The 24,491-nt window shown below is 70.6% G+C and carries 24 protein-coding genes and 1 pseudogene; 5 read left to right on the top strand and 20 right to left on the bottom strand.

Annotation, left to right across the window (positions count from 1 at the left end; translation table 11 throughout):
- Nucleotides 1–39: 39 nt before the first annotated feature.
- The 6 genes and pseudogenes from arsA to E8M80_RS19160 form a co-directional block, all read right to left on the bottom strand.
- Nucleotides 40–1,806, bottom strand: coding sequence for an arsenical pump-driving ATPase (gene arsA / locus E8M80_RS19180; protein ID WP_305013245.1), 1,767 nt, complete (start codon nucleotides 1,804–1,806; stop codon nucleotides 40–42).
- Nucleotides 1,799–2,152, bottom strand: coding sequence for a carboxymuconolactone decarboxylase family protein (locus E8M80_RS19175; RefSeq protein WP_137127325.1), 354 nt, complete (start codon nucleotides 2,150–2,152; stop codon nucleotides 1,799–1,801). The genes arsA and E8M80_RS19175 overlap by 8 nt, the downstream gene beginning before the upstream one ends.
- A gap of 18 nt (nucleotides 2,153–2,170) precedes the next feature.
- Nucleotides 2,171–3,355, bottom strand: coding sequence for an acetyl-CoA C-acetyltransferase (locus E8M80_RS19170; protein WP_137127364.1), 1,185 nt, complete (start codon nucleotides 3,353–3,355; stop codon nucleotides 2,171–2,173).
- Nucleotides 3,356–3,590: 235 nt separating this feature from the next.
- Entirely contained in the window at nucleotides 3,591–3,773 is a 183-nt protein-coding gene (locus E8M80_RS27055; RefSeq protein WP_370287462.1) for a hypothetical protein, read from the bottom strand.
- Nucleotides 3,774–3,853: 80 nt separating this feature from the next.
- Nucleotides 3,854–4,627: pseudogene (locus E8M80_RS19165) on the bottom strand (IS21 family transposase); the annotation flags it as partial.
- Between the two features lie 309 nt (nucleotides 4,628–4,936).
- The gene (locus E8M80_RS19160) at nucleotides 4,937–5,845 is read right to left on the bottom strand and encodes an acetamidase/formamidase family protein (RefSeq protein ID WP_137127323.1); all 909 of its coding nucleotides are present in this window, start codon (nucleotides 5,843–5,845) and stop codon (nucleotides 4,937–4,939) included.
- Between the two features lie 257 nt (nucleotides 5,846–6,102).
- Here E8M80_RS19160 and E8M80_RS19155 point away from each other — a divergent pair, with 257 nt between their 5' ends.
- Nucleotides 6,103–6,846, top strand: a complete 744-nt coding sequence (locus E8M80_RS19155) for a DUF2786 domain-containing protein (RefSeq protein ID WP_170979511.1) — start codon at nucleotides 6,103–6,105, stop codon at nucleotides 6,844–6,846.
- The gene (locus tag E8M80_RS19150) at nucleotides 6,843–7,274 is read left to right on the top strand and encodes a hypothetical protein (protein ID WP_137127321.1); all 432 of its coding nucleotides are present in this window, start codon (nucleotides 6,843–6,845) and stop codon (nucleotides 7,272–7,274) included. The genes E8M80_RS19155 and E8M80_RS19150 overlap by 4 nt, the downstream gene beginning before the upstream one ends.
- 97 nt (nucleotides 7,275–7,371) lie before the next feature.
- Here E8M80_RS19150 and rsgA read toward each other — a convergent pair whose 3' ends face one another.
- The 6 genes from rsgA to E8M80_RS19120 form a co-directional block, all read right to left on the bottom strand.
- Entirely contained in the window at nucleotides 7,372–8,460 is a 1,089-nt protein-coding gene (rsgA, locus tag E8M80_RS19145; RefSeq protein ID WP_206035676.1) for a ribosome small subunit-dependent GTPase A, read from the bottom strand.
- 87 nt (nucleotides 8,461–8,547) lie between these two features.
- Nucleotides 8,548–9,084, bottom strand: coding sequence for a hypothetical protein (locus E8M80_RS19140; RefSeq protein WP_137127320.1), 537 nt, complete (start codon nucleotides 9,082–9,084; stop codon nucleotides 8,548–8,550).
- 244 nt (nucleotides 9,085–9,328) lie between these two features.
- Nucleotides 9,329–10,945 carry a GMC family oxidoreductase gene (locus tag E8M80_RS19135; RefSeq protein WP_137127319.1) on the bottom strand — a complete coding sequence of 539 codons (1,617 nt, stop codon included), beginning with the start codon at nucleotides 10,943–10,945 and terminating at the stop codon, nucleotides 9,329–9,331.
- A complete protein-coding gene (locus E8M80_RS19130; RefSeq protein ID WP_137127318.1) occupies nucleotides 10,942–11,802 on the bottom strand; it encodes a TauD/TfdA family dioxygenase in 861 nt (286 codons plus the stop codon). Before E8M80_RS19130 ends, E8M80_RS19135 begins: the two co-directional genes overlap by 4 nt.
- 80 nt (nucleotides 11,803–11,882) lie before the next feature.
- Nucleotides 11,883–12,788, bottom strand: coding sequence for a LysR family transcriptional regulator (locus E8M80_RS19125; RefSeq protein WP_137127317.1), 906 nt, complete (start codon nucleotides 12,786–12,788; stop codon nucleotides 11,883–11,885).
- Nucleotides 12,789–13,134: 346 nt separating this feature from the next.
- Nucleotides 13,135–13,956, bottom strand: coding sequence for an alpha/beta fold hydrolase (locus tag E8M80_RS19120; RefSeq protein WP_170979510.1), 822 nt, complete (start codon nucleotides 13,954–13,956; stop codon nucleotides 13,135–13,137).
- Nucleotides 13,957–14,075: 119 nt separating this feature from the next.
- On the opposite strand from E8M80_RS19120, the gene E8M80_RS19115 reads away from it, so the two are divergent.
- Genes E8M80_RS19115 through E8M80_RS19105 form a run of 3 tightly spaced genes read left to right on the top strand, consistent with a single transcriptional unit; the run spans nucleotide 14,076 to nucleotide 17,275 of the window.
- Nucleotides 14,076–15,047, top strand: coding sequence for a tripartite tricarboxylate transporter substrate binding protein (locus E8M80_RS19115; RefSeq protein ID WP_137127315.1), 972 nt, complete (start codon nucleotides 14,076–14,078; stop codon nucleotides 15,045–15,047).
- Nucleotides 15,048–15,086: 39 nt separating this feature from the next.
- Nucleotides 15,087–16,070 (top strand): dihydrodipicolinate synthase family protein, encoded by a 984-nt coding sequence (locus E8M80_RS19110; RefSeq protein WP_137127314.1) that lies wholly within the window; start codon nucleotides 15,087–15,089, stop codon nucleotides 16,068–16,070.
- Nucleotides 16,067–17,275: an MFS transporter gene (locus E8M80_RS19105; protein ID WP_170979509.1), complete on the top strand. Its 1,209-nt coding sequence runs from the start codon at nucleotides 16,067–16,069 to the stop codon at nucleotides 17,273–17,275. Before E8M80_RS19110 ends, E8M80_RS19105 begins: the two co-directional genes overlap by 4 nt.
- Nucleotides 17,276–17,388: 113 nt before the next feature.
- On the opposite strand, the gene E8M80_RS19100 is transcribed toward E8M80_RS19105, so the two are convergent.
- Genes E8M80_RS19100 through E8M80_RS19065 form a run of 8 tightly spaced genes read right to left on the bottom strand, consistent with a single transcriptional unit; the run spans nucleotide 17,389 to nucleotide 24,409 of the window.
- Entirely contained in the window at nucleotides 17,389–18,249 is an 861-nt protein-coding gene (locus E8M80_RS19100; protein ID WP_137127312.1) for an aspartate/glutamate racemase family protein, read from the bottom strand.
- A 10-nt stretch (nucleotides 18,250–18,259) separates the two neighbouring features.
- On the bottom strand, nucleotides 18,260–19,045 hold the full coding sequence (locus E8M80_RS19095; protein ID WP_240790126.1) for an SDR family NAD(P)-dependent oxidoreductase: 786 nt from the start codon (nucleotides 19,043–19,045) through the stop codon (nucleotides 18,260–18,262).
- A 5-nt stretch (nucleotides 19,046–19,050) separates the two neighbouring features.
- Nucleotides 19,051–20,022 (bottom strand): tripartite tricarboxylate transporter substrate binding protein, encoded by a 972-nt coding sequence (locus E8M80_RS19090; protein ID WP_137127311.1) that lies wholly within the window; start codon nucleotides 20,020–20,022, stop codon nucleotides 19,051–19,053.
- 25 nt (nucleotides 20,023–20,047) lie between these two features.
- Complete coding sequence (locus E8M80_RS19085; RefSeq protein WP_137127310.1) at nucleotides 20,048–20,668, bottom strand: carboxymuconolactone decarboxylase family protein; 621 nt, start codon at nucleotides 20,666–20,668, stop codon at nucleotides 20,048–20,050.
- The gene (locus E8M80_RS19080; protein ID WP_137127309.1) at nucleotides 20,665–21,504 is read right to left on the bottom strand and encodes a polysaccharide deacetylase; all 840 of its coding nucleotides are present in this window, start codon (nucleotides 21,502–21,504) and stop codon (nucleotides 20,665–20,667) included. Before E8M80_RS19080 ends, E8M80_RS19085 begins: the two co-directional genes overlap by 4 nt.
- 3 nt (nucleotides 21,505–21,507) lie before the next feature.
- Complete coding sequence (locus E8M80_RS19075) at nucleotides 21,508–22,329, bottom strand: alpha/beta fold hydrolase (RefSeq protein ID WP_137127308.1); 822 nt, start codon at nucleotides 22,327–22,329, stop codon at nucleotides 21,508–21,510.
- The gene (locus E8M80_RS19070; RefSeq protein WP_137127307.1) at nucleotides 22,326–23,411 is read right to left on the bottom strand and encodes a ketopantoate reductase family protein; all 1,086 of its coding nucleotides are present in this window, start codon (nucleotides 23,409–23,411) and stop codon (nucleotides 22,326–22,328) included. The genes E8M80_RS19075 and E8M80_RS19070 overlap by 4 nt, the downstream gene beginning before the upstream one ends.
- Nucleotides 23,408–24,409: a tripartite tricarboxylate transporter substrate binding protein gene (locus tag E8M80_RS19065; protein ID WP_170979507.1), complete on the bottom strand. Its 1,002-nt coding sequence runs from the start codon at nucleotides 24,407–24,409 to the stop codon at nucleotides 23,408–23,410. Before E8M80_RS19065 ends, E8M80_RS19070 begins: the two co-directional genes overlap by 4 nt.
- Nucleotides 24,410–24,491 lie beyond the last annotated feature (82 nt).

Raw genomic sequence — 24,491 nt, 5'->3', positions numbered from 1 at the left:
GCGCATATGCGCCTTGCGGCATATCAATCCCGCGACGCGCTACGCGGCGAGCTTCCGCAGCGCCGGCAGGCCCACCGGCGCTTCCGCCTGCCACGGTAGGAGGAAGAGCCGCTGAGCGAGGCCGGCCTTCAGCCGGTCGATCTGCGCTGCCTCGCCCGCCATGCGCTGGCGCAGCAGCGGATCCGCCGCGCCGCTGCCGGACAGGGCACGGTTGACCACCCAGGCATGGGGCTCGATGCCGGCGCGGCGCAGATCCTCCTGCAGTGCCGCCGCCTCCGACACCGGCGTCGTCTCGGGCAGCGTCACCAGCAGGACCTGGGTGTGCTCAGGGTCCTGCAGGCGCATCAGCGGCGTGACGATGCGCCCCTTGCTGCCATTGCCCGGGTCGAGGTTGCGCGTCATCTGGCGGTGATACGCGCCGGTGGCGTCCATCAGCAGCAGCGTATGGCCGGTAGGGGCCGTGTCCAGCACTACGAAACTGCTGCGCGCCTCGGCGACGACGCGGGAGAAGGCGTGAAAGACCGCCACTTCCTCGGTGCAGGGGGAACGCAGGTCCTCTCGCAGCAAGGCGCGTCCTGCCTCGTCGAGGTCACGGCCGCGGCTGTCCATGATCTTGGCGACGTAGCGCTCGGTCTCGACCTTCGGGTCGATGCGGTCGACGCGCAGGTTCGGCATCTCGCCGCCGAGCGTCATCGCGAGATGCGCCGCTGGATCGGTGGTGCTGAGGTGCACCGCGTGCCCGCGCGCCACCAGGCCGATCGCCACCGCCGCGGCGATCGTGGTCTTGCCGACGCCGCCCTTGCCCATGACCATCACAAGGCCATGCCCGCGCGCGACGAGACCATCCACCAGCGCATCCAGGCCGGGCACGGACGGCATCGCCAAGGCGCTGGGCGGCGCCGCGACGCCAGCCGGCTCCGATTCCGGCCGCAGCAGCGCGCGCAGGGCCGGCAGGCCGACCATGTCGAAGCCGCGCAGCGGAACCTCGTCGCGCGGCAGTCTGCGCAGAGCCTCAGGCATCTCCGCGAGGGCTGCCTGACCGCTCTGCTCGATCGACTGAGCCACTGGGTCGTCCGCCTGGCTGGCGCGGAAGACGCCGTTGACCACGAGCGTCTGGTTGGCAAGGCCGAGTGCTGCGAGTTCGCCCGCGCTACGCGCCGCTTCGGCCAGTGCGGCGCGGTCCGGCCGGGTCACGAGGACGATCTTGGTCGTCCCGGCATCCCCAAGCGCCTCCATCGCCGCGCGGAAGCGCTGCTCCTGCGTCTTCAACCCCGAATGCGGGCCGAGGCAGGAGGCGCCGGCTTCGTTCGCCTCGAGGAAGCCCGTCCAGGCGGCCGGCAGGCTCAGCAGCCGCAGCGTGTGCCCGGTCGGCGCCGTGTCGAACAGGACATGGTCGAATCCGGGCGCGCCGCCGGCGAGCAGGGCGGCGAACTCGTCGAAGGCCGCGACCTCCGTGGTACAGGCGCCGGAGAGCTGTTCGCGTACCGTCGCGCGCTCGGTCTCGGTCGCGCTTTCGATCTGGGCCAGCACGCGGGCGCGATAGGCCTCGGCCGCGGCCTCGGGGTCGATGTTCATCGCCTCGAGGCCGGCGACACCGGGCACTGGCCGAGGGGCGTCGGACAGTGCGACGCCCAGCATCTCATCGAGATTGGACGCCGGATCGGTGCTGATCAGCAGGACGCGCTTGCCGGCCTCGGCCAGCGCGATCGCCGCGGCGCAGGCGATCGAGGTCTTTCCCACCCCGCCCTTGCCGGTGAAGAACAGGCAGCGCGGCGGCGTGGTCAGGAAGGACGGAAGGTCAGCCACTGGCGGCGCCCGCCATCTGGTCGTAGGCGCGCAGCGCATCGGCGCCGTACACCGCCGCCGGGCCACCGCCCATGTAGAGCCCGACAGCGACTGTCTCCGCGACCTCCTGCCGGGTCGCGCCATGCTTGAGCGCGGCCCGGGTGTGGTACGCGACGCAGCCGTCGCAATGCGTCGCGATGCCGATGGCCAGCGCCATGAGTTCCTTCGTCTTGGTATCGAGCGCGCCGGCAGCGGTCGCCGCCGCTCCCAGCGCACCGAAGCTCTTCATGGCCTCGGGAGCAGCGCGCGCGATCAGCGCAGCACCCTGCGCCACCGTCTCTGCCCTATCCTTGAAGACGGTCGTCATGCGCCTGTCTCCCGCCGGTCAGAGCCGTTCGAGACAGAGCGCAATGCCCTGGCCGCCGCCGATGCACAGCGTGACGAGCCCGCGCGTCTGACCCGCGCGGGCCATGCCGTGCAGCAGTCTGGTGGTCAGCACGGCGCCGCTGGCGCCGATCGGGTGACCATGGGCGATGGCGCCCCCCTCGGGGTTCACTGCTTCCTGCCGCAGGCCGGTCTCACGCATGACGGCGATGGCGATAGCGGCAAAGGCCTCGTTGATCTCGGCGCGTTCGATGTCGGCGGCGTTCCAGCCCGCACGAGTCAGCGCACGTTGTACGGCGGGCACCGGACCAAGGCCGAACATCCCCGGCTCAACCGCGCCGACGCCCGCGGATACGAGACGCGCCACCGCCTTGAGACCCAATCGCTCGGCAGCGCCTCGCTCGGCCACCACCATGGCGGCGGCGCCGCTGTTGAGGCCCGGCGCATTGCCGGCGGTGATACTGCCATCCTTGCGGAAGGCCGGCCGCAGCTTCGCCAGGGTCTCCGCCGTTGTCTCGGGACGGTTGTGCTCGTCCTTCGCGAAGGTGGTCGGCCCCTTGCGGCTCTGGATCTGCGCCGGGGCTATCTCGGACTCGAACAACCCGGCCGCCTGGGCCGCCGAGAACCTTGTCTGCGAGCGCAGCGCCCAGGCGTCCTGATCGGCGCGGGAGATCTGCAGCTTCGTGACAAGGTCCTCGGTGTGCCAGCCGGAATGTTCACCGGAGAAGGCGTCGTTCAGCCCGTCCAGCAGCATGCTGTCGAGCACCTGGCCGTCGCCCATGCGCATACCCCAGCGGCCGTTCGGCAGCAGGTAGGGCGCGCGGTCCATGTTCTCCATGCCGCCGGCGACCATCGCCTCGGCTTCCCCGAGGCGGATCTCCTGCGCGGCGGAGGCGATGGCCTGCGCGCCCGAGCCGCAGACGCGGTTCACCGTCAGCGCCGGCGCGGAGACGGGTATGCCCGCGCTGATCGCTGCCTGGCGTGCAGGATTCATGCGGTTGCCCGCCTGGATGACGTTGCCCATCACCACGCCGTCGACCTTGGCGGGGTCGAGGCCCGCGCGCTCGATCGCGGCGCGAATGGCGACTGCGCCGAGCTCGGTCGCCGGCGTGTCCTTCAGCGCACCGGCGAAGGTCCCGATGGCGGTGCGCACCGGTGCACACAGAACGACGTTCCGGTCAGCCATGATGTTCCTCCGTCCAATGCCCTGTTGATGTCCTCGCGTCGCACAATCGGCGCGCCGATGCATTGCGGGGCATCAAGCGACCGAGAGCACCTTTGCGTGTGAAGGCACGATGCACTGGAACTGCCGTGGTGGCGCGCCGGCAGCGCCGGCCCCTACGCAATCAATCGGCGCCCTTCGGAGGACAGCCACATTCAGGGGTGTTTCTGCAGCGGCTTGTCTGCTCTCCGGTTCTGCATCAATCGGCTGGCCTGCGCTTGCGCTTCACCAAACGGGTCAGCGTCCGTACCCCGAGCCCGGCGACATCGGCCGCATTGCGTGTGACGAGAACAAGATCTTGCACCTGAGCCGTCGAAGCCAGCAGGGCATCGATGACCGGGACGGATCGCGCTGCCGGTATCCGCCCCCATGCGTCGGCCACCGCCGAATCCACGCCGAGGACACGAGACCCTAAGGCGTTGGAGACATCGCGAAGCCAGCGTTACAACGCGCCCGCCTTTCCCGGATCATGATGGCGGGATCACCGAGCGCGTCCACGAGGTCGCGGTGCGGCGCCTCGATCGAGCCGTTCTCGTGGGCGATGCCGGCGTTGTTGCGGGTCGGGCGCATGTCGTAGTGCGCGCAGAGCGCCTCGTAGCGGCGTGTCTGGTCGAGGACGGCGTCGCGGCTGAGGTTGGGGAAGGCGGCGGAGGGGCTGTCGGAGCAGTGCTCCTGGGGGGTGCCGCCGAGCGCCACGCGGACATGCCGCCAGCCGGAGAAGGCGAGGCGGAAATGGTAGAGCCGGTGCTCGAGCGGCTGGCCGGCGATGCTGACGCCAAGCGAGGTGGCCTCGGTGAAGTCGGACAGTCCCTGCCGCCCCGGCGGCTGGTCCTGGCGGAAGATCACCTCGCGCGCCGGGCCGGCGACCGCCTGCCAGTGGCGGATCCCTCGCTCCAGTGTGCGGCGGATGCCGACGTGGAAGTCGGGATGCCGGCGGCGCAGTTCCTCGCACAGCCTCACCGGTCGCAGTCCTGGGGCCGCCTCCAGCATCGGCACGATCTCGCTGTCCCAGGCCGCGGCGAGCGGGTCGGGCCTGCGTCGGCCGCGGGGTGCCGCTCGTTCGGAGGGCGGCCGGGGATCCGCCCCGATCCGTCCGCCGGCGCTGGGGCTGAAGCCCGCCATGGCGGCCGCGGTGGCGCGGCCGTGGGTGCGTTTGAGCGTCATGTAGCGTCTCGCCTGATGGTCGGTGATGTGCGAGCCGGGCAAGGCGGCGATCCCCCTGGGATGACCGCCCATTCCGACACGACGCACCGCCAAGGCACCCCACGCTGTCGGGCAACGGCGCCCGCCGGGGGTCAGCCTGCGGCCGGGCTACACCCGATCTCCGGCTGACCCCGACGCCGCTCATCCTGATTGACGCTCTCAACCATCCTGATTGTCGCTGTGCAGCGTGGCAGAACCGCACCACTTGGTTGCCGCCGTCCTACATGACCGGCGGACGACTTCTACGGGGGGCAGGTCAACCACCTGGTGTCCAGCGCGCCGACCCGACGCGCCGAACTGGCGGTCGCCTCGTGGTCCCAGATCGCGGCGTGACACCCAGTCCTAACGCTTCGGGAGCCAGCGTTTGGCAATGCGGCAGGCGACAGTGAAGGCGGGGTTGAAGACGTTGCCGACATCGTAGCGGACAACCTGTCCCATCAGGTGGCTGGCGGCGCTGGCATCCAGACCGTAGTCCTCGCCGAGCCAGCGCGACATCTCGGTCGTGGCGTGCTGAAGCGCCTGGTCCAGCGGCCGGGCATTGCCGACCGTGAAGATGTCGTCGGCCGTCTCTCCGCGCGGCCACGTGATCTTCCGCTTCAGGACGCGGAATGTCACCTCCATCTCGAAGGATGTCTCGATGCCGGTGCCGGTTATCTCCCCGTCGCCCTGGCAGGCATGCCCGTCGCCGAGATAGAAGAGCGCGCCGGGCACCGCGACGGGAAACCAGGCCGTCGTGCCGGGCGCGAACAGGCGATAGTCCATGTTGCCGCCGTTCTGCGCGCTGGTCGCGGTGGACAGCGCCTGCCCACCCGCCGGCGCGACGCCGAAGCAGCCGATCATGGGCTGGATGGGTGGCGCGAAGTCCTCGAGCCCCTTCACCTTGTCCTGCAGGCGCACCGTCCCGGCCGCCCGGTCGATATCCCAGACGACGCGCTGCTGCGGCGGCCGGTCGAAGATCGCGGCCGGGTCCAGCACGGTCAGCGCGAGTGGCGAATAGGTCCAGCCGGTCGCCCGGTTCGGTGTCAGCCGGTCGATCCGCACGGCGAGCGTGTCGCCGGGCTCGGCGCCCTCGATGAAGAACGGGCCGGTCATCGGGTTCGGCCGGCTGCCGACGGCGACCTCCCGCGCATCGAGGCCAGAGGCATCGAGCGTGTCGGTCACCACCGTGTCGCCATCCGCGACGCGCAGGACGGGTTCGGCGACGCCGATTGCGTTGAAGTAGCGTGTCGGATGGAAGCGGTGCGTGGCCATGGGCTCCCCGGGACATCTCGCTGGCATGGGCCGACCGGTCGGCGCCAAGGCTCGTCCCGGCACGCTAGGAACGGGGTCGCGCGGCGGTCAAGGCTCGGTGCCAGCGGGAGCGCGGGACGCGCCGACGCTTGCGCATGGCGGATGCTGCGCCAGGATAGGAAGGACCGGGCCGGATGCGGGATTGTGCCCGCCGCGCGACGATGTGCGGGGGGCGCGGTGGACCGGCGGTCACGTCACGCGAACGAGGCGCAGGAGCGGTGAGCCAGCAGACGGAACTCGATAGGGTGAAGGGCCTCATCCGCGCCCTGGCGGCGCGCACGGTGGATCGTGGCTGCTCGGAGGCCGAGGCGCTGGCCGCCGCGCAGAAGATCGGCGAGCTCCTCGAGATCTATGGGCTGACCATGTCCGAGGTGGACCTCCGCCAGGAGACCTGCATCCAGCGCCATGTTGTCTTCAGCGGGCCGCGGCTGCAGGCGCTCGGCACCATCTTCCTGCCGATCATCGAGCTGACCGAGACCAAGGGCTGGATGGTCGGGCGGACCACCTTCGTCTTCTATGGGCTCGAACCGGATGTGCTGATGGCGGAGTACCTGCTGCACGTCGTGGCGCGCGCGGTCGACCATGAGGAGGCGGCGTATCGCGCGAGCGACGCCTACCGAGCGGGCCGCGCGACGCCGCAGAACCGGCTCCGCAGCTTCCGCTACGGCTTCGCCGAGCGCGTGTCGAAGCGTATCGTCGATCTTGCGGCGCATCGCCGCTCGGCGGAGGAATCCGCCAGGACACCGACCGCATCGGGCACCGCCTTGGTCCTGGTGAAGCGGCGGATCATCGCCGAAGGTTTCCGCGAACTCGGGATCCGGCTGCGGACGAGCTACACGACGCGCACCGTGCGCGACGGCACCGCCTATCGCTCCGGGATGGAAGCCGGCGCCCGCGTGACCCTCGAACGGCCGATCGGCAGCGCCGGCGGCGCGCAGCCGCTGCCGCGCCGGCCGCGATGACGAGCGCGCGCGACCGGCGGCTCTATGCCTGGGAGAACCGCGTCGTCGCACCGCTGGACCGCTCGGTGGTGCCGTTCGACCACATGCAGGCGATCATCGACCATGTCTGGGCGGCGGAGGGCCTGCGATGGCCGCCGCGCGTGCGGCAGCGCAAGGCGTCCAGGGCCACGCTCGCGACCGGAAGCCGCCTTGCGATCGAGGCACCGCCGAGCCTGCCGAGCTGGATCCTGCTGCATGAGATCGCGCATGCGCTGACCAGCACGGCGGAGGGCGCGGGCGATGGCCACGGTCCCGACTTCGTCGGCACCTATGTCCGCTTGCTCGTGCATCACTGTCGCCTGGATCGCGCGATGCTGGCTGAAACGCTCGCAGCCGACGGGATCCGATGGAACCCTGATGCGAGCCCCGTCTTCCTCGATCGGGGCTGAGGTGGTTGCCGCGCGCGGCCCGGTCGCTCAGCGGACCTGCGGCTGGATGATGTGCCTTTTTCCGGCGGAGGATGACCGCCTCAATTGCCGGCGGTGTTCAGGAAACCGAGTCTCGCAGATCCTTCTTCGTCGACTGATACGCCTTCTGCAGCGCCGCCAGGCGACGGCGTTCCACCTCCTGCGCCAATCGGTCTTTCGTCAGCCCCGACGCCGCCAGTTCCCGACTCAGCTTCTGGAAATGCGCCCAGCGACCGGCGTCGAGCAGGCCCGCGTCCAGCGCGCCGCGCACGGCACAGCCCGGTTCGGTTTCGTGCCCGCAGTCGCGAAAGCGGCAATTCTGCGCCAGCTGTTCTATGTCGTCGAAGACCGTGCTGAGACCCTCATCCGCGTCAACCAGGCCAACTTCGCGGATGCCAGGCGTGTCGAGGAGGAGTCCTCCGCCAGGCAGCAGCACGAGTTGGCGATGGCTGGTGGTGTGACGCCCCCGGGCATCCGCGGCGCGGATGTCCTGGGTCGCCATCCGCTCCTCGCCCAGCAGAGCATTCACCAGGGTCGATTTGCCGACACCCGATGAGCCGATCAGCACACAGGTCTCGCCCGGCTTGACGTGATCCATCAGGTCGCCCAGGCCGAGACCCCGGCGCACCGACACGATAAGCACTGGGCAGCCCCCGGCCAGGGTTGCGATCGCCGCGGCCTGGGCTTCCGGTTGCTCGCACAGGTCGGCCTTGGTCAGCACCAGCACGGGCCGCGCACCACTCTGCCAGGCAGCCGCGAGGAAGCGCTCAAGCCGACGCGGATTGAGGTCAGCATTCATCGAGGTGACAACAAAAACGACGTCGATGTTGGCGGCGATGACCTGCAGTGTCTGCACGCTGTCGGCCGCCCGACGCACGAAAGCCGTGCGGCGAGGCAGGACGGCATGGATTGTGGCCGTACCTTCGCCCGCGTTCGCAGACAAAGCCACCCAGTCGCCGGCGGCCGGGTGGCCCGCCTCCCGAGCCTCGTGACGCATGCGTCCGGAGAGTTTGGCGCTCAGCCTGCCGACATCCGTGGCCACCAGGTTCGCTTGCCGCTGCTGGATGATGATACGCCCCGGGATGCGGCCGGCTTGCGCATGCGCTTCGAATGCCAGCCGCAACGCATCAGTCCAGCCGTATTTTTCGATCAAGGACAGCTCTTTCACGTGGGATGGGCAGTCTAGCACCGAACGGGCGGCAAGCCGTGCCTTTGGTCGGACCCTATCGGGCCCACGCGGGAATGCCCGTCCGATTTAGCCGCACGCTGAGCAAATCATCAGCCCGCGCATCTCCCGCGCTGCCTCGATCGCATAGCCGCAGCGCATGCAGTTCGCGCCATTGTCCGAGTTGTCGAACGGATCGGCGACGCGTCTCGCTAGCCTGTAGGTCCGCAGATGGCTTGTCGCCGCGGCGGATACGGCCGCAGCCACCGGCGCTTCATCACGAACCGGCGCGGTTACCTCCGCTGCAATCGCGGTCGGCTCCCACATCGGCATCACATGCGTGCCCGGCTCTGCCCTCGCGGGCGTCTCTGAATCAACCATGCCCGGAGGCTGCGCCGCAGGCCTTGCGGGAAACCCGTTTTCCCACGTCGCGGCGCGATTCGTGAACGTCAGGCGCCGGGCCTGACCCATGCCAGTCGGCGCGGCACTCGATCGCACGTGCACGACTTCGACGGCCCGGCTGCCAATCGCGTTGCCCCTGCGCGGGATGCTCAGCATCTCGCGTCGCTCGGCGGCGGCGGGCTTGTCGTTCTTGAAGCGGGCGAAGACGTGGTCTTTGTCGTCCATGGACGTCCAGTGTCACGAGGTGAGGCGGCCCGTTGGCGCCGCAGTGAACCTTGATGTGCAATCAACGATTCGCAGAAACGAAAGTTTGCTGCAGCGGTCGGAACCGGGAAAACAACTCTGTCTGGGCGTTGCTCGTGTGATGGCACTGCCCGAGACGGCCAGCAGGCTTCGGACGCCTGATCAAGCAGGGCAGGGCACGGCACGACCCGGCCCGCCTGCGCAGTGTCGGTGGCGTCTGCCTGCCCTACGGCTTCGTGATGGACTGATCGAGCATGATCGCCGCAGCCTTCGCTGCGATCATCATCGTCGTCGCATTCGTATTGGCCGAGACGATGCGTGGCATGACCGAAGCATCGGCCACGCGCAGCCCGTCAAGGCCGCGCAACCGCAGGTCCGGCGTCACGGGCGCGCCGTCGCCACCCATGCGGCAGGTACCGCACAGATGATAGACGGTCGCGCCCTTCGCCCGCGCATAGGCCAGCAGGGCATCGTCGTCCTGCTGGGCCGGACCGGGCGCGGTCTCCGCCGCCGACCAGCGCGCGAGGGCGCGCGTCCCCAGCAGCCGGCGCGCGACACGCAGCCCACTGATGGCCGCCGCGCGATCCTCGGTCGCCGTCAGGTAGTTCGGCTGGATAGCCGGCGCCTGGCGAGGGTCCGCGTCCCTGGCACGCACGAATCCGCGGCTCTCGGGCCGGCATTGCCAGACGCCGATGGTCATCCCCGGCACCTCCTGCAATTGCCCCGTCACGCCTTCCTCCGAATAGGAGGCTGGGGTGAAGACGAGTTGCAGGTCGGGTTCGTCGAGCGTGTCGCGCGACCGCGCGAAGGCGCCGGCATGGGCCGGACTGTAGGCGAGCATGCCGCGCCGCGTCAGCATCCAGCGCGCCATCTCCCACCACAGGCGCGGCGGGCGCGCCTGCTCGTTCAGCGTGACCGGGCGGGTAACGCGATGGACCACGCGCATGGCGTAGTGGTCCTGCAGGTTCTCGCCGACGCCGGGATTGTCGGCGATGACCGGCAGGCCGAGCGCCTGCGACAGCGCCGCCGGGCCGAGGCCCGAGACCTGCAGCAGATGCGGCGAGCCGATCGCGCCCGCGGCGAGCACGGTCTCGCCCGTCGCATGCGCCGTCAGCACGCGGCCGTCGCGCGCGAAGGTGATGCCGGTGGCGCGCCCCGAGGTCGTCTCGATGCGCAGCACCATCGCGCCTGTGACGATGCGCAGATTGGTGCGGCGACGGATCGGCGAGAGAAACGCGCTCGCCGCGCTGAAGCGCCTGCCCCGACGGATGGTCCGTTGGTAGGTGAAGACGCCCTCATGCGCCGCACCATTGTAGTCCGGGTTGCGCCCCAGCCCGCATTCGGCCCCGCCATCGAGGAACGCCGCGACGATCGGATGCAGCGCGGGGATGTCGGAGACGTGCTGCGGCCCGCCGGCGCCGCGATGCGCATCGGCATGGTAGTCCTCGATACTGCGGAACACCGGCAGAACGTCGGCATGCGACCAGCCGCGACAGCCGGCCTGCGCCCAGTCGTCGAAATCCCGCGCCGCCCCGCGCACCCAGAGGTGCCCGTTGATCGCCGAGGAGCCGCCGAGCACCCGCCCGCGCGGCGTATGCATCGCCCGATCGTCCACGCCGGGGCCGGGTTCGGTGGTGAAGTTCCAGTTGAAGCGCGGATCGCGAAAAGTCTTGAGGAAGCCGGCCGGGACCTGGAGGTAAGGGTGGCGCGCCTCCCCGCCGGCCTCCAGCAGCAGGACGCGGCGGCGCGGATCGGCGGAGAGGCGGTTGGCCAGCACGCAGCCGGCGCTGCCCGCGCCGACGATGATGTGGTCCCAGTCGCCCTCGAAGCGTTCGGCGCTCACGCGGCGGCGACAAGCGTCGGCGCGGCGCCGGCGACGCAGGTGCGCACCATGTGGCGGCGTTCCGTCGTCGTCGCGAAGGGCGTGGCGCGGTGCAGCACCGCACGATTGTCCCACATCACGAGGTCACGCGGCCGCCAGCGATGCGCGTAGGTGAAGGCGGGCTGCGTCGCCAGCGCCATCAGCCGGTCGATCAGTAGGCGGGACTCAGCCTCACCCATGCCCTCGATGCTACGCGCATGGGCGCCGAGATACAGCGCCGCGCCATGCGGATTTTCCTCCAGGACCAGGGCCTGGCGTACCGGCGGGTGCTGGCTGCGCTCGGCCTCGCTCACCAGCGCGGCATCGACCCTTGAGCGCGACCAGTCGAAGTCATGGATGGCGACGCGGCCCCGCAAGACCGCCTGCTCGGCCGGATCGAGCGCGGCGAAGGCGGCGCGCATGGAGGCGAATTCGGTGTCCCCGCCGGCCGCGGGAATTTCACGCGCCGACAGCAGCGAGGCCCGCGCCGGTACCGGCTTGAACGACGAATCATGGTGCCAGAGCCGGTTTGCCTTGTTGTTCAGCACCTGCTTGTCGGTTGGCGGTGCGATCTCGCCGGCTGGGCCAATATTCGACAGGAGGATCACTGCGCTGCCCGCCCCGGGCGCGCCGGCGCGGGTGCGTTCCAGCGGCCCGAAGCCTTCGCTGAAGGCGATCTGCGCCGCGTCGTCGATGTGCTGGTCTGGGAAGACCAGCACCGAGAAGCGGTCGAGCGCCTCGCGCACTGCGGCCATCGTCGTCGCGTCCACGCCGCAGGCGATGTCGAGGCCGGTGATGCGGGCGCCGAAGACGGGGGTGAGCGGTGTTATCTCGACCATGGGGGCGTGTCCTCCTGCCCTCAACTTCGCGCGATGTCGCATTCGGGCGCCAGCCGGCAACTTTGCAAAACACTCTGCCGTCAGGCGGCAGGATCCGCGACGGCGAGCAGATGCCCGACGAAGGCGGCGATCTTGGCTGGAAGGTGATCGGCGCGGACATGCACGGCGTGGATCTCGGCCTGGTAGCGGCCGGGCCAGGCCGGCAGTCCGGGCAGCAGCGGCGTCAGGCGGCCGGCAGCGACGTCCTCGCCGAGCATCCATTCGGGCAGCAGCACCAGGCCCATGCCGTCCAGCGCCGCCTGGCGCAGCGCCTCCCCGCTGTTGGAGCGGAACGGTCCGGACACCGCGACCTCCTGCCGCGCGCCGGCTGCGGTGGTGAAGACCCAGACGGGTGCCTCATCGGCCTCGCGATACGTCAGGCAGGGGTGCTGCAGCACAGCGTCGGGCGTGGCCGGGGCGCCGTGCCGGGCAATGTAGCCGGGGCTGGCACAAAGGATCCGCCGGCCCGATGCCAAGCGGTGCCCGGTGAACGACTTTCCTGCCGGCAGGCCGAGGCGGATGACCAGGTCCACCCCATGCGCCGGCACCAGCCCGGTCTGCTCGGTCAGTTCCAGGTCGATCTCGACCCGCGGATGCGCGGCCCGGAAGCCGGCGAGATGCGGCACCACATGACGCAGCGCATAGGAGCGCCGCGCCACGATGCGCAGCGTGCCGGTCGCTTCCTCGTGCATCTCGCGCGCCTCGATCATCGCGGCGTCGAGGCTCTCGAGCAGGGGCGTGATGCGGGCCGCCAGGCGCCGCCCGGCCTCGGTCGGCGCGACATGGCGCGTGGTCCGGTCGAACAGCCGCAGCGCCAGGTCGTCCTCCAATTCGCGCAGCGCCCGCGAAGCCGCTGTCGCCGACAACCCGAGCGAGCGTCCCGCCGCCGCGATGCCGCCGCGATCGAGGGTGCGCAGGAAAAGCCGTAATGCGGTCAGCCGGTCCATGCGGCGACGCTAGTGCGGCTCTGCCAGTGCAGGAAGCCGGGTGGTTCTTGACAATGAACGGCTCATGACCCTTGGGCTCACGATTTCCGTCTACTGCAGGATGGTGCGCGTGCTGCCGTCGCTCGATACCAGGGTTGAGCCCGGCTACCAGCCGTATCTGGAACGGTTCCCGCTGCCGGAATGAGATGGTGCCGGTGCCGCGCACCGTGCGTAACCGTCAGTCGGATGCGCCTCCTGCACGGCGCCCGTGGCCGGACAATCGGCCGCGCCCTTGGTTCTTGCGCGTGCGTCGAAGGGCGCGGCTGACGACTGCGAATGGACCGGGCCGCCACCTCGGCGCCGAGGATCACGCCGTTCGCCGCGCCAGGAAGTCCAGAAGCGCGCCCACGCAGGCGTCCGGCGCCGCGTCGCCGATATTGTGCGGCATGCCGGCAAGCGAGACCAGTTCAGCATCCGGGATCAACGTCGCCATGCGCTCATACTGGTCGTGCGAGCCGATCGGCTCGTGTCCCGGTGTGACGATGAGCGTCGGGCAGGCGATGCGGTGCAGTTCATCCTCCCAATCGCGGCTGCTCATATGGGCGACGAAGCGCCCGATGAAGGGCAGGTCGTTGGCCCCGGTCTGCCGGCAGAACCAGTCCACCAGCCCGGGGTCCGCGTCGGCCGGAAAGCGATCGGCGACACCCGAGCGCATGAAGGCCTCGAGCCCCATCGCCGCCGCCTTCGCCGGCCAGGTGCCGGCCTGGCTGTTCTTCAGGCCGGGGGTGGACGCGAACAACGACAGGCTCGCGACCCGCTCCGGATGCGCCATCGCCAGCCGCTGCCCAACATAGCCACCGGCCGAGAGGCCGACGACATGCGCGCTGCCGACGCCGAGATGGTCGAGCAGTTCCACCGCATCCGCGACCAGCCGCTCCAGGGTCAGCGGCTGCGCTTCGGTCGGCACGGCGGATGCGCCATGGCCGCGGAGTTCCAGGCTCAGCGTGGCGTGGTGACGGGCCAGCTCCGGGATCCAGCCGAACCAACGCCGGTAAGCCCCCATGGCGGCATGCAGCAGCAGCACGGGGACGGTGGGCGTGCGCCACGGCGCGGTGAAGTCATCGACGCGCCACGCGAGCCGCACGCCGTCGCTGGCCGGCAGGAACGACATGTTCGGTGTCAGCGTCATCACATTCTCCAGTGCCGCCGTGGCGCGCGCGATGCATCGTCGAGCCGGGGGCGCCATTGCACAATCGGGTCCCGCCATTACGATGCCTTGAGATGCGTCGATCAAGAAAGGGCAACGACATGCCGACACTTCGCCGTCGTCACCTGCTCGCCGCCGCCCTTGGCGTGCCGCACGTGAACCGGGCACGCGCGCAGGCCTATCCCGAGCGTCCGTTGCGCGTCGTGGTGCCGTTCGGCCCGGGTGGCGGCACAGACAACCTGATGCGCGTGATCGAGCCGCATGTCCGCGCCGCCTTCGGCCAGCCCCTGGTGATCGAGAACCGCGCCGGCGCCGGCGGCACGATCGGCAGCGACATTGTCGCGCGCGCGGCGCCGGACGGCACCACCGCCCTGCTGGTGGACAGCAGCTTCGCCATCAACCCGTCGCTGTTTCCGAACCTGCCCTACGATCCGGCGAAGGATTTCGCCCCGGTCAGCCTGCTGGCGACGGGGCCGGTCATCCTCCTCGCGCATCCCGCGCTGCCGGTGACCACGGTGCAGGAGCTCGTGGCGATGGCCAAGGCGCAGCCGGGACGCCTCAGCTACGCCTCCGGCGGCAATGGCGCGTCCACGCACTTGGCGGGCGAGCTGCTGAAGATGGTGGCCGGCATCGACCTCGTGCACGTGCCCTATCGCGGCACCGGCCCCGCGACCACAGATGTGGTCGCGGGCCACGTGCCGCTGATGTTCAACGGCATCAGTGCGGCGCGGCCGCACGTGGATGCCGGCAGGCTGCGGCCGCTTGCCGTCACCGGGGCGCGCCGCTCCGGTGCACTGCCGCAGGTGCCGACCTTCGCGGAAGCCGGCCTCGCCGACGTGGCCGCATCGACCTTCTGGGGCGTGCTGGTGCCGGCCGGCACGCCGGACGCCGCCGTGGCGCGCATGTCGGATGCCTTCCGCGCCGGCGTGACGCATGAAGCGGTGCAGGAAAGGCTGCGAAGCCTCGGCTTCGAATCCATCGGTGGGCCGCCAGCCGCCTATGCCGAGAATCTCCGCACCGAGACGGCGAAATGGGCGCGGGTCGTGCGCCAGGCGAATATCAGGCTCGACTGATGCGAGCTTGGCGCCAGGACGACGAAGGCGCCTGACCGCATGCGCTATGCGCCGGGGGAGGCACGCGACTGGGTGCGGGCCGAACTCTCCGGGTACGTAACCATCCTCTACACCCCGTTCCACGCGGATGGATCGATCGACGAGGCGGCGCTGCGGCGCAATGTCCGGCGCACGATGGCGCTGCCCGGCGTGGGTGGCCTGTCGGTGCATTCGCTGCACCAGGAATTCTTCGCCCTGACGCTGGCCGAACGGAAGCGCGTGGCCGAGTTGGTTCTCGATGAAGCGGCGGGTCGGCTGCCGGTGGTGGTCGGCTGTTCCGATCCGGTGGCGGCGAATGTGGTCGACCTCCTGCGGCACGCGACCGCGGCCGGCGCCGACCTCGCGATGGTCTGGCCGCCCTTCTACGGGCCGCGCGACGCGGCCGGCGTGCGCGCCTTCTACGAACACGTCGCCGAGCGCAGCGCCATCGGCATGGTGGTCTACAGCACCACCCTCGCCGAACTCGGCTACTACCTGGCGCCGGAGCAGGTGGAGGCGCTGCTGCACCTGCCGAATGTCTGCGCCGTGCAGGACACCACGCTGAATTTCGCCAGCTACGCCCGCATGATGGAGCGCGTCGGCGACCGCATCGCGGTGTCGACCTCGCTTGAGGAATACTTCCTGTTCGGCCGCCTGACGTTCCCCGAGCGGGCGCCGCGCTTCATGATCGGGTCCTCCCGACCGGTGCTGTGCCAGACCGCGGCGGTGCCGCATTGCGGGCGCTTCCTCGATGCCGCGCTGCGCGACGATTTCAGCGTGGCGGCGCGGCACCTACGCGACATCAGCGCGATCGCAGGCCGGCTGCAAAGCCGCTATTTCGCGCAGGGCTTCCACCACGTCGCGCTGTTCAAGACGCTGGCCGGGGTGCTCGGCATGGAGGTCGGCGCGGGATGGCGGCCGGCGCTGGCACCGCCCGACCCGCGCGACGTTGCGGAATGCGTCGCGGTGCTGCGCGCCGCCGGCCTGCTGGATGGCGCGGCATGAGGGCACCCTGGATCGCCGCCCTCGGCGCCACGCTGCTGATGCAGGTGATCGCATCCTTCATGGCGCAGAGCCTGCCGGTGGTGGCGCCGGTGCTGACCGACAGCATGGGCCTGGCGGCGGAGGCGATCGGCAATCTCTCGGCGCTGAACGCGCTCGGCACCGTGCTGTTCCTGGCCTTCGGTGGGCCGTTCCTGGCGCGGCTCGGGCCGGTCCGGATGCTGCAGGTCGGCGCCGCGCTGTCGGCGATCGGGCTGCTGGCGCTCGGCATCGGCACGGTGCCGGCCCTGGCGCTGGCCGCGCTGCTGCTGGGCATCGGCTATGGGCCGAGCCCGCCGGCCGGCAGCCGCATCCTGGCCGCAACAGCGCCGCCACGGCACCGCAGCCTCATTTTCTCGGTCAAGCAGGCGGGCGCGCCGCTGGGCGGGGTGCTGGCCGGGCTGGTGACCGCCCCGCTGGCCGCCGCCTTCGGCTGGGGCGTGGCGCTGGTCGTATGCGCCGCGACAGCCTTCGTCGCCGCCGCCGCCATCCAGGGCCTGCGGCGCGAACTGGATGCGGAACGCGACGCCGCGCGCTCCATCGGCCTCGCCAGCGTGTTCAGCCGGCGCACCCTGGCCGCGCCGTTCGCCGCCCTGGCCCTGGCGCCGGCCCTGCTGCCGCTGACGCTGCTCGCGGTGTCCTTCGCGGTCGTGCAGGGCTGCCTGTTCACCTTCACCGTCACCTGGCTGGTGGAGACGCGCAGCCTGTCGCTGGTGCAGGCGGGATCGGCCTTCGCGGCGATGCAGGGGGCGGGCGTGGTGGCGCGCATCGTGCTCGGCTGGCTCGCGGACCGCACGGGGCGGCCGACGCTCAACCTGCTGGTGCAGGGCGTCGCGGCATCAGCCGCGGTGCTGCTGCTGGCCGCGATGCCCGCCGCGCCGAGCCTGGCGGTGGCGGCGTCGCTCACGGCGCTCGCGGGCTTCGCGGCGGCCAGTTGGAACGGCGTCTACATGGCCGAGGTGGCGCGACTGTCGCCGCGCGATCGTGTCTCGGATGCCACCTCGGGCTCCACGCTGCTCACCTTTCTCGGCTATGTCGCCGGGCCGGCGCTGTTCGGGCTGCTGGTGACGCTGAGCGGCGGATGGATGGTGCCGATGATCGCCATGGCGGCGCAACTGTCGCTGACGACGCTGCTGGTCGCGCGGCCGCTGCTGAAGGCCGCGCGGTAGCGGCCATGTCACGTCCCGCAGTCGCGACCAGCGGCACGAGGCTTCGATCCGTGCCGGGCGCCCGAAGGGCCGGGAAACAGCACACCGACGATCGCTGAAGGCGGCCGCTGGTATCAGGCGAACTTTCGCCGGCGCGTGCGCGGGGGCGGGTCCTTCGGGAAGGCGATGCCGCTGGCATCCACGCCGAGCGCCAGCAGCATCCGGGCCTGCGCGATCGCCGCGCTGTAGCCCTCCAGCACCGGGATGTCCCAGCCGCGTTCCAGGAGCCGGCGGCGCAGCGGCGCCTGCAGCCAATAGGCGGCGGAACAGCCGAGGATGATGCTCTCGGCGCCATCCTCCTCGATCGCCGCCTCGGCGGCATCGGTCGCGGCGTCCAGCATCGCGGAAGGCTCGCCGCGCGCATGCCGCTCGCTCTCGTCCTGCACGCTCACCCGCCCGGCATGGGCCGGGCGCGGTAGCGGGAATTCGAGGTTCCGGATCGAGGCGCAATGCTCCGTCATGCGGTACTGCACGACCAGGTCCGCCATGCGGAGGTTGTGGTTCTCCGACACGTCGAGGATCGAGAAGCGGTGGCCGAGCATCCCCGCCGCATGCATCTGCGCGTGCGCGCAGGCGGTGACAGCCACGCCGTGGCGGCGGCCGATCTCGCGCGCCTCAACATAGCCGGGATCGCCGCCGCCAAGCAGCACGATCGCATCGTAGCGTCCGCTTTCGCAGGCTTCCCGCACCACCGGCAGGCGATTGACGCCGGTGATGGCGAATTCCTCCCGCGTCTCGACCGGCCAGGCGCCATGGGTGGCGGGCGCGCCCGGGTGGACATCCCAGTCGATATCCGCGAGCAGCGGCAGGACCCGGTCGGCATTCAGCAGCATGCCTTCCTTGCTGCCGCCGAAGGCGCGCATGCGGTATCCGGCACCCTCCGGCAGGGAAAAGGCGCTGATCAGCAGGAAGCGGTGGCGCGCCCGGTCGGACATGCGGTGATCCTCAATAGGCCGAGCGTCCGCCATCGGCGGCGATGGTGGCACCGGTGATCATGCGTGCCGCGTCGGAGGCCAGGAAGACGGCCGTCGCCGCGATATGCTCGGGCTCGCCCACCCAGAACGGGTAGTCGCGCGCGCGCTGCACGGGGTTCTGCGGGTCGCGCGCGGCATCCTGTTCCGTCAATTCGCCCCAGTCGCGCTTGATGCGATCCGTCATCACCCGGCCGGACGCGATGACGTTCGCGCGGATGCCCTGCTGCGCGTAGGTGCCGGCCAGCGCCCGCGTCAGCCCGAGCAGCGCGCTTTTCGCCGCGGTGTAGACGTGGAACGGGCTGGCCCCGCGCAGCGCGGCACCCGAGGACATGTTGACGATCGCCCCGCCCCCCGCGCGAATCATCTCCGGGATCGCGTGGCGGCAGCACAGGAAGGTGCCGCGCAGATCGAGCCCCATGGTGCGGTCGAACACGTCGAGGCCGACATCCGTGATGTTGCCGTCCTGCGGATCGGTGCCGCCGGCGCAGTTGTGCAGGATATCGAGCCGGCCGAACCGCGCCACCGCCGCGGCGACCGCGGCCGCCACCTGGGCGTCCTCCCGGATGTCGGCCGGCAGGGCCACCGCCTGCCCGCCCGCGGCCTCGACGGCGGCCGCCGTGCGCCTGGCGCGCGCGGCATCGTGGTCGCACACGGCGATGCGCGCGCCGGCCGCGGCGAAGGCGAGGCAGGAGGCATGGCCGATGCCGCCGCCGCCGCCGGAGAGAAACGCGACCTTGCCGTCCAGGCGGGTGTTCACCTGCGTCAACCCGCCTGGATGCCGGCCTGGCGGATGATCGGCGCCCATTTCGCCAGCTCGGCCTCGAATCGTGCGCGATAGGCCGCCGGCGTGCTGCCGCGCGGCACGTAGCCGAGCGCTTCGACACGCGCGCGCACCTCGGGCATCGCCAGCACGGCGGACAATTCGCGCGCGAACCGCTCGGCCATCGCGCCCGGTGCGCCGGCCGGCAGCCAGAAGCCCCAGATGGTCTCGGCGTTCATCTCGGGCAGGCCAGCCTCGGCGAAGGTCGGGATGTTGGGCATCGACGCCGAACGGCTGTCGCCCGTGACGGCAAAGCCCTTCAGCCGCCCCGCTTCCACATGCTGGCGCGTCGAGCTGATGCCGGAGAACATGATCTGCGTCTGCCCGCCAAGCACCGCCGTGACGCCGGGGCCCGAACCCTGGAAAGGTACATGCACGATGTTGATGCCGCCGACATGGCGCAGCAGTTCCCCCGACAGATGGGTGGAGGTGCCATTGCCGCCGGAGGCGAAGTTGACCTCGCCCGGATGTGCGCGCGCATAGGCCAGCAGTTCGGCCACGGTGTTCGGTGCGAAGTTGGGCGCACCAACCAGGATCACCGGCGCGGTCGCGGCGAGTGCCACCGGCTGCAGCTCGCGCTGCGTGTCATAGGGCAGCGTGCGATAGAGCGAGGGGTTCACCGCGATGGCGCTGTCGATCAGCAGCATCGTGTAGCCGTCCGGCTCGGCCTTCGCGACAAGGTTGGTGCCGATGGTCGAGCCGCCGCCCGGGCGGTTCTCGATCAGAACCGGCTGGCCGAGCCTCGCCTGGAGGTGCGGGGCGAGGATGCGACCGAGGATGTCGGTCCCCCCGCCCGGCGGCACGGGCAGGACGACGCGGATCGGCCGGCTCGGCCAGTCCTGCGCCAGCGCCGGTCTGGCCAGGGTGCCGAGCACAAGCATCGCCGCGGCGGCTCCGAGTTGGCGTCGTTGCATGTGAGTGGCTCCTGTCCCCGGGTGTTCAGGCATTCGTCGCGACGACACGGTCGCCGACCCGCGGGCGCTTCTGCCAGTCCCGCTCGATCGCGAGGATCTCCGGCGGCTCGACCTTCACGCCGAGGCCCATGATCAGCGCACCGGCCGCGAGGTAGTAGGCCGCCAGCATCGCGATGTCGGTCGCCTGGCGCGGCGTGAAGCTGCGGCGCACCGCGTCCCAGGTCGCGTCCGGCACGCCGGCGAAGCGGGTCACCGCGAAGGTCAGGTCGCAAAGCGCCTGGTCGGCGGCGTCCAGCCCCTGCGGCGTGCTGCCGGCCTTGATCGCCGCCAACTCCGCTTCCGTCACCCCGGCATCCAGCGCCAGCGGCGCGTGGTGCGCCCAGGCATAGGCGATGTCGCGCCCGACGATGCAGATCACCAGCTCGCGCTGCCGCTCGTTCAGTTCCGTGCCGTAGCGGCCGTAATGGCCGAGCGCCGAGAAGCGCGCGAGCGCGTCCGGCGCGTGGCCGATCGAGGTCAGCAGGTTGGACACCCAGCCGCGGCTTTCCGCCACCTTGGCGAAGACGGCGGCGGTTTCGGGTGCCGTCTCGGGCGTCGGGTCGGGCAGCGTGCAGGCGCGGCCCGGGCCGGTCCAGGCGGCCGTCATGCGCCGGCACCCGCGCGTTCGCGGAATTCCGCCTGCAACTCGTCGAGCGTCATGAACACGGCGCCCGCCGCGCCCAGCGCGTCGATCAGCTTCTCCAGCATCAGCATCCGGTGGCCGCGCCCCACGACATAGGGGTGGAAGGTGAAGACCAGCGCGCCCCATGCCTCGGTGCGCTGCATGTAGGCGAAGTCGGCCAGCCAGTTCTCCAGCACGGCATCGGCATTGGCGAGGCCGGGCAGCACCTCGGTCTTGGTGCGGATGAACTCGAAATGCGGATGGTCGTCGAGCGACCAGCTGATCGGAATCTCCACGAGGTCCGTGGTTTCGCCGAAACGCATCGGTTGGTCCGCCACCACCACATCGCCGCGGCGTGCGAAATAGGGGCTGCAGTCATGGCCCATCATGCTGCTGTCGTAGCGCAGCCCGTGCTGCAGGATCAGGTCGATCGTGCGGTCGCTGATGTCCCAGGACGGCGAGCGGTAGCCGGCCGGCTTCTGCCCCGTGAGCCGGACGATGCTCTCGATCGCGCGACCAAATTCATCGGCCTCGCGATCCGCTTCCAGCCAGGCTGGCGGCACATGGCTCCAGCCGTGATGGCCGACCTCGTGGCCCTCGTTGACGACGCGGTTGCAGGCGTCCGGATAGGTCTCGATCACGACGCCAGGGATGTACCAGCTGGATTTGAGGCCGCGCGCCTTCAACAGGTCGAGCACCCGGCCCGCGCCCACAACGCCGAATTCCCCGCGGGAGGTGGGCGTCGGCGTGGTCATGCCACGCGCGGCGAAGCCGGACCAGGTGTCGAAATCGAAGGACAGGCAGGCGATGTGGCGTGGCATGGCTCAGGCCTTCGGCGTGCCGAACTTCGCTGACAGGAAGGCCAGGATGTCGCTGACGCAGCGATCGGCCATCATGTCGGCAATGTTGTGCGGCATGTGTGGATACTCGATCATCTTCACGTCGGGGATGCGCTCGCCCATCGTGTCGTAGCTGTTGGCGCTGCCGACGGTCTCGCCGCCCGGATAGATGACCAGCGTCGGCGCCTTGATGCGCGGCAGGTCACCGCTCCATTCCTGGGTCGCCATGTAGCCGATGAAGCGCGCCACATAGGCCGGGTCGTTCTCCGCCGTCTGCTCGAGGAACCAGCGCACCATGCCGGGATCGGTGCTTTCCAGGTCGAAGCGCATGGCGATGGTGCGCGTGAGGAAGGGCGTCAGCCCCTCCTTCTCGATCAAAGGCAGCCAATCCAGCGCGCTCGGGCTCAGCCCCGGCGTGGAGCCGACGACGCAAAGGCCGAGCACGCGTTCCGGCTTCGTGATCGCCAGCTTCTGCGCCAGGTAGCCGCCGGCTGAGTTGGCGACGATGTGCGCCTCCTTCGCCCCCACCGCATCCATGCATTCCTCGACATCCCGCACGAAGCGATCCATCGACAGCGCCACGTCCGGCGCCGGCACCGCGGACCGGCCATGGCCACGGAGGTCCATCCGCACCACGCGGAAGTGCCGCGCCAGGCCCGGAACCCAGGAATAGAAACGCTTCGAATTGCCCATCGCCGAATGCAGCAGCACGAGCGTGGCCGGAACCGTCCAGGGATCGGTGAAGTCGTCGATATAGTAGGCGATCTCCAGCCCGTCGCTGGCCGTGAAACTCAGGCGTTCGGTCATGCCGTCATGCTCTCCGTCGGCCCGCCGATGCGGGCGATATTGTCAGGGCCGAGGCCGAGCCGTCCGTGCTCGGCCTCGATGATCAGCGCGGCGAGGCGCGCATGGGTCGGTGCGGGCGCGCCGAGGCGCGCCCCTTCGCGTGCGATGAAGGCGTTGAAGAAATCCACCTCCGTGGGGCGACCCTTGGACAGGTCCTGCGAGGTGCCCGACATGCCGCCCTCGACCATGCTCGCGGCCTGCGCCGCCATGGCGTCGAGGGCGTCGGCCAGCGCATCCGCATCGCCGGCGGCGGCGCGGCACCAGACGGAAGGCGGCGCGCCGAACAGCTTCTGCAATCGGAAGCCGAGCGCCTCGCCCACCGTGATCGCCTCGGCGCCAAGGCGGATCGCGATGCGCCGCGTATCGTCGCGCGAATAGACCTGTTTCAGCGACAGGCCGGCGAGGCCCGAAATGCCCGAGGTCATGGTGTTCGCCGTCAGCTTCGACCAGCGTTCGGTCCAGAGGTCGGCCGTCACCGCGGCCGTATCGGCCGCCGAGAGCAGCGCCGCGATCCGTTCGGCACGCGGCGTGCGCCGGCCATGCACCTCGCCCACCTTGAACACCGGCGCGCCCGCCGCGCCGCGCCGGCGGGTGCGCCGCATCTTGCCCGGCCCGGCCATCGAGACATCGAGTCCGCCGCCGATCGCGCCGAGCACGCGGCCCCAGCCGACCGCGCGCGCCACGCGGTCCTCGACCAGTGCGTTCTGCAAGGTGACCACGGGCACGCCGGGCGGCAGCCAGGTCGCGAGCAGCGCCGCCGCCCAGTCGGTGTCGTAGAGCTTCACGGTCAGGAACGCTGCCTCGACATCCAGTCCGCGCAGACGTTGCGTCTCACCGAGGTGCCAGGCTTCGGGGTGGGTGCGCCGTTCCCCTTCCGGGCAGTCCAGCAGCAGCCCGCCGTCCCGGATCGCCGCGACATGTTCGGGCCAGCCGTCGATCAGCACGACGTGGTGCCCCGCCGCCGCAAGGCTGCCGGCGACGAAGCTGCCGACCGCGCCGCCGCCGAGCAGCGCGATGCGGCCCGGCACGACGCCGTCGGTCATATGGGCGTGATGCCCGCGCGGCGGACGATGTCGGCGAACTTCACCGTGTCGGCGGCGATGCGTGCGGCGAAGGGATCGGGGCCGAGCCTGCCCGGCGTGATGCCCTGCGCGGCGAAGCGCTGGCCGAATTCCGGCCCGTCAAGGATGGGCCGCACCGCGCCGGCCACCTTGTCCACGATGCTGCGCGGCAGGCCCTTCGGCCCGACCAGGCCCCACCAAGCGCCCATGTCGAAGCCGGGGTAGCCGCTTTCGGCCACGGTGGGGACTTCGGGGGCCATCGCCAGCCGATCGGCGCTCGACACCGCCAGCCCACGCAGCGTGCCGGCCTGGATGTGCGGCCAGGTCGGCGGCACCGAGATGAAGGAGACCTGCACGCGGCCCGCGGTCAGGTCGATCAGCGCATCGGCATCGCCGCGATAGGGGATGTGGTTCAGTTCGATGCCGGCCACCGCCATGAAGAGGCTGGAGGTGAGGTGCGGACCCGCGCCGACGCCCGAGGACGCGTAGCTGAGTTGCCCCGGCCGCGCCTTCGCCAGCGCCACGAGTTCGGCCACGTTGCGCGCCGGCACGCTGCTGTGCACCACCAAGAAATACGGCGCGGAGGCGCAGAGCGCGATCGGCGTGAAGTCGGCGACGGGGTCGAAATTGACCTCGCGCCGCACGGCCGGCGCCAGGACCTGCGCGCTCGACATCATGTAGAGCGTCTCGCCGTCCGGCGCGGCGCGCTTGGCGGCGTCGGCGGCAATGGTGCCGGCGGCACCCGTGCGGTTCTCCACCGTGATCGCCTGCTTCAGCGTCTCGGCCAGTGGCGTGGCGACCGCCCGCGCGACCAGGTCGTTCGCACCGCCCGCGGGATAACCCACCAGGATGCGGATCGGGCGCGTCGGCCAATCCGCTCCCTGCGCCTGCGCCTGTCCGGCGAGCACCCCGGCGCCAAGGCCCAGCAGGGCGCCGCGGCGGCCGATCCTGCCCGGCGACGCCTTCTGTTCATGGTCCATGCTGGTGTCCCCTTTTCGGCTCACGGTTGATGCGGCGCGGCGCGCCGCGAGCGGTCCCGTCCGAAGCTGGCAGCTCCCAAAG

Source organism: Roseomonas sp. HF4, assembly GCF_005222755.1.
Taxonomy (GTDB): Bacteria; Pseudomonadota; Alphaproteobacteria; order Acetobacterales; family Acetobacteraceae; genus Neoroseomonas.
This window is presented reverse-complemented; position numbering and strand designations above follow the sequence as displayed.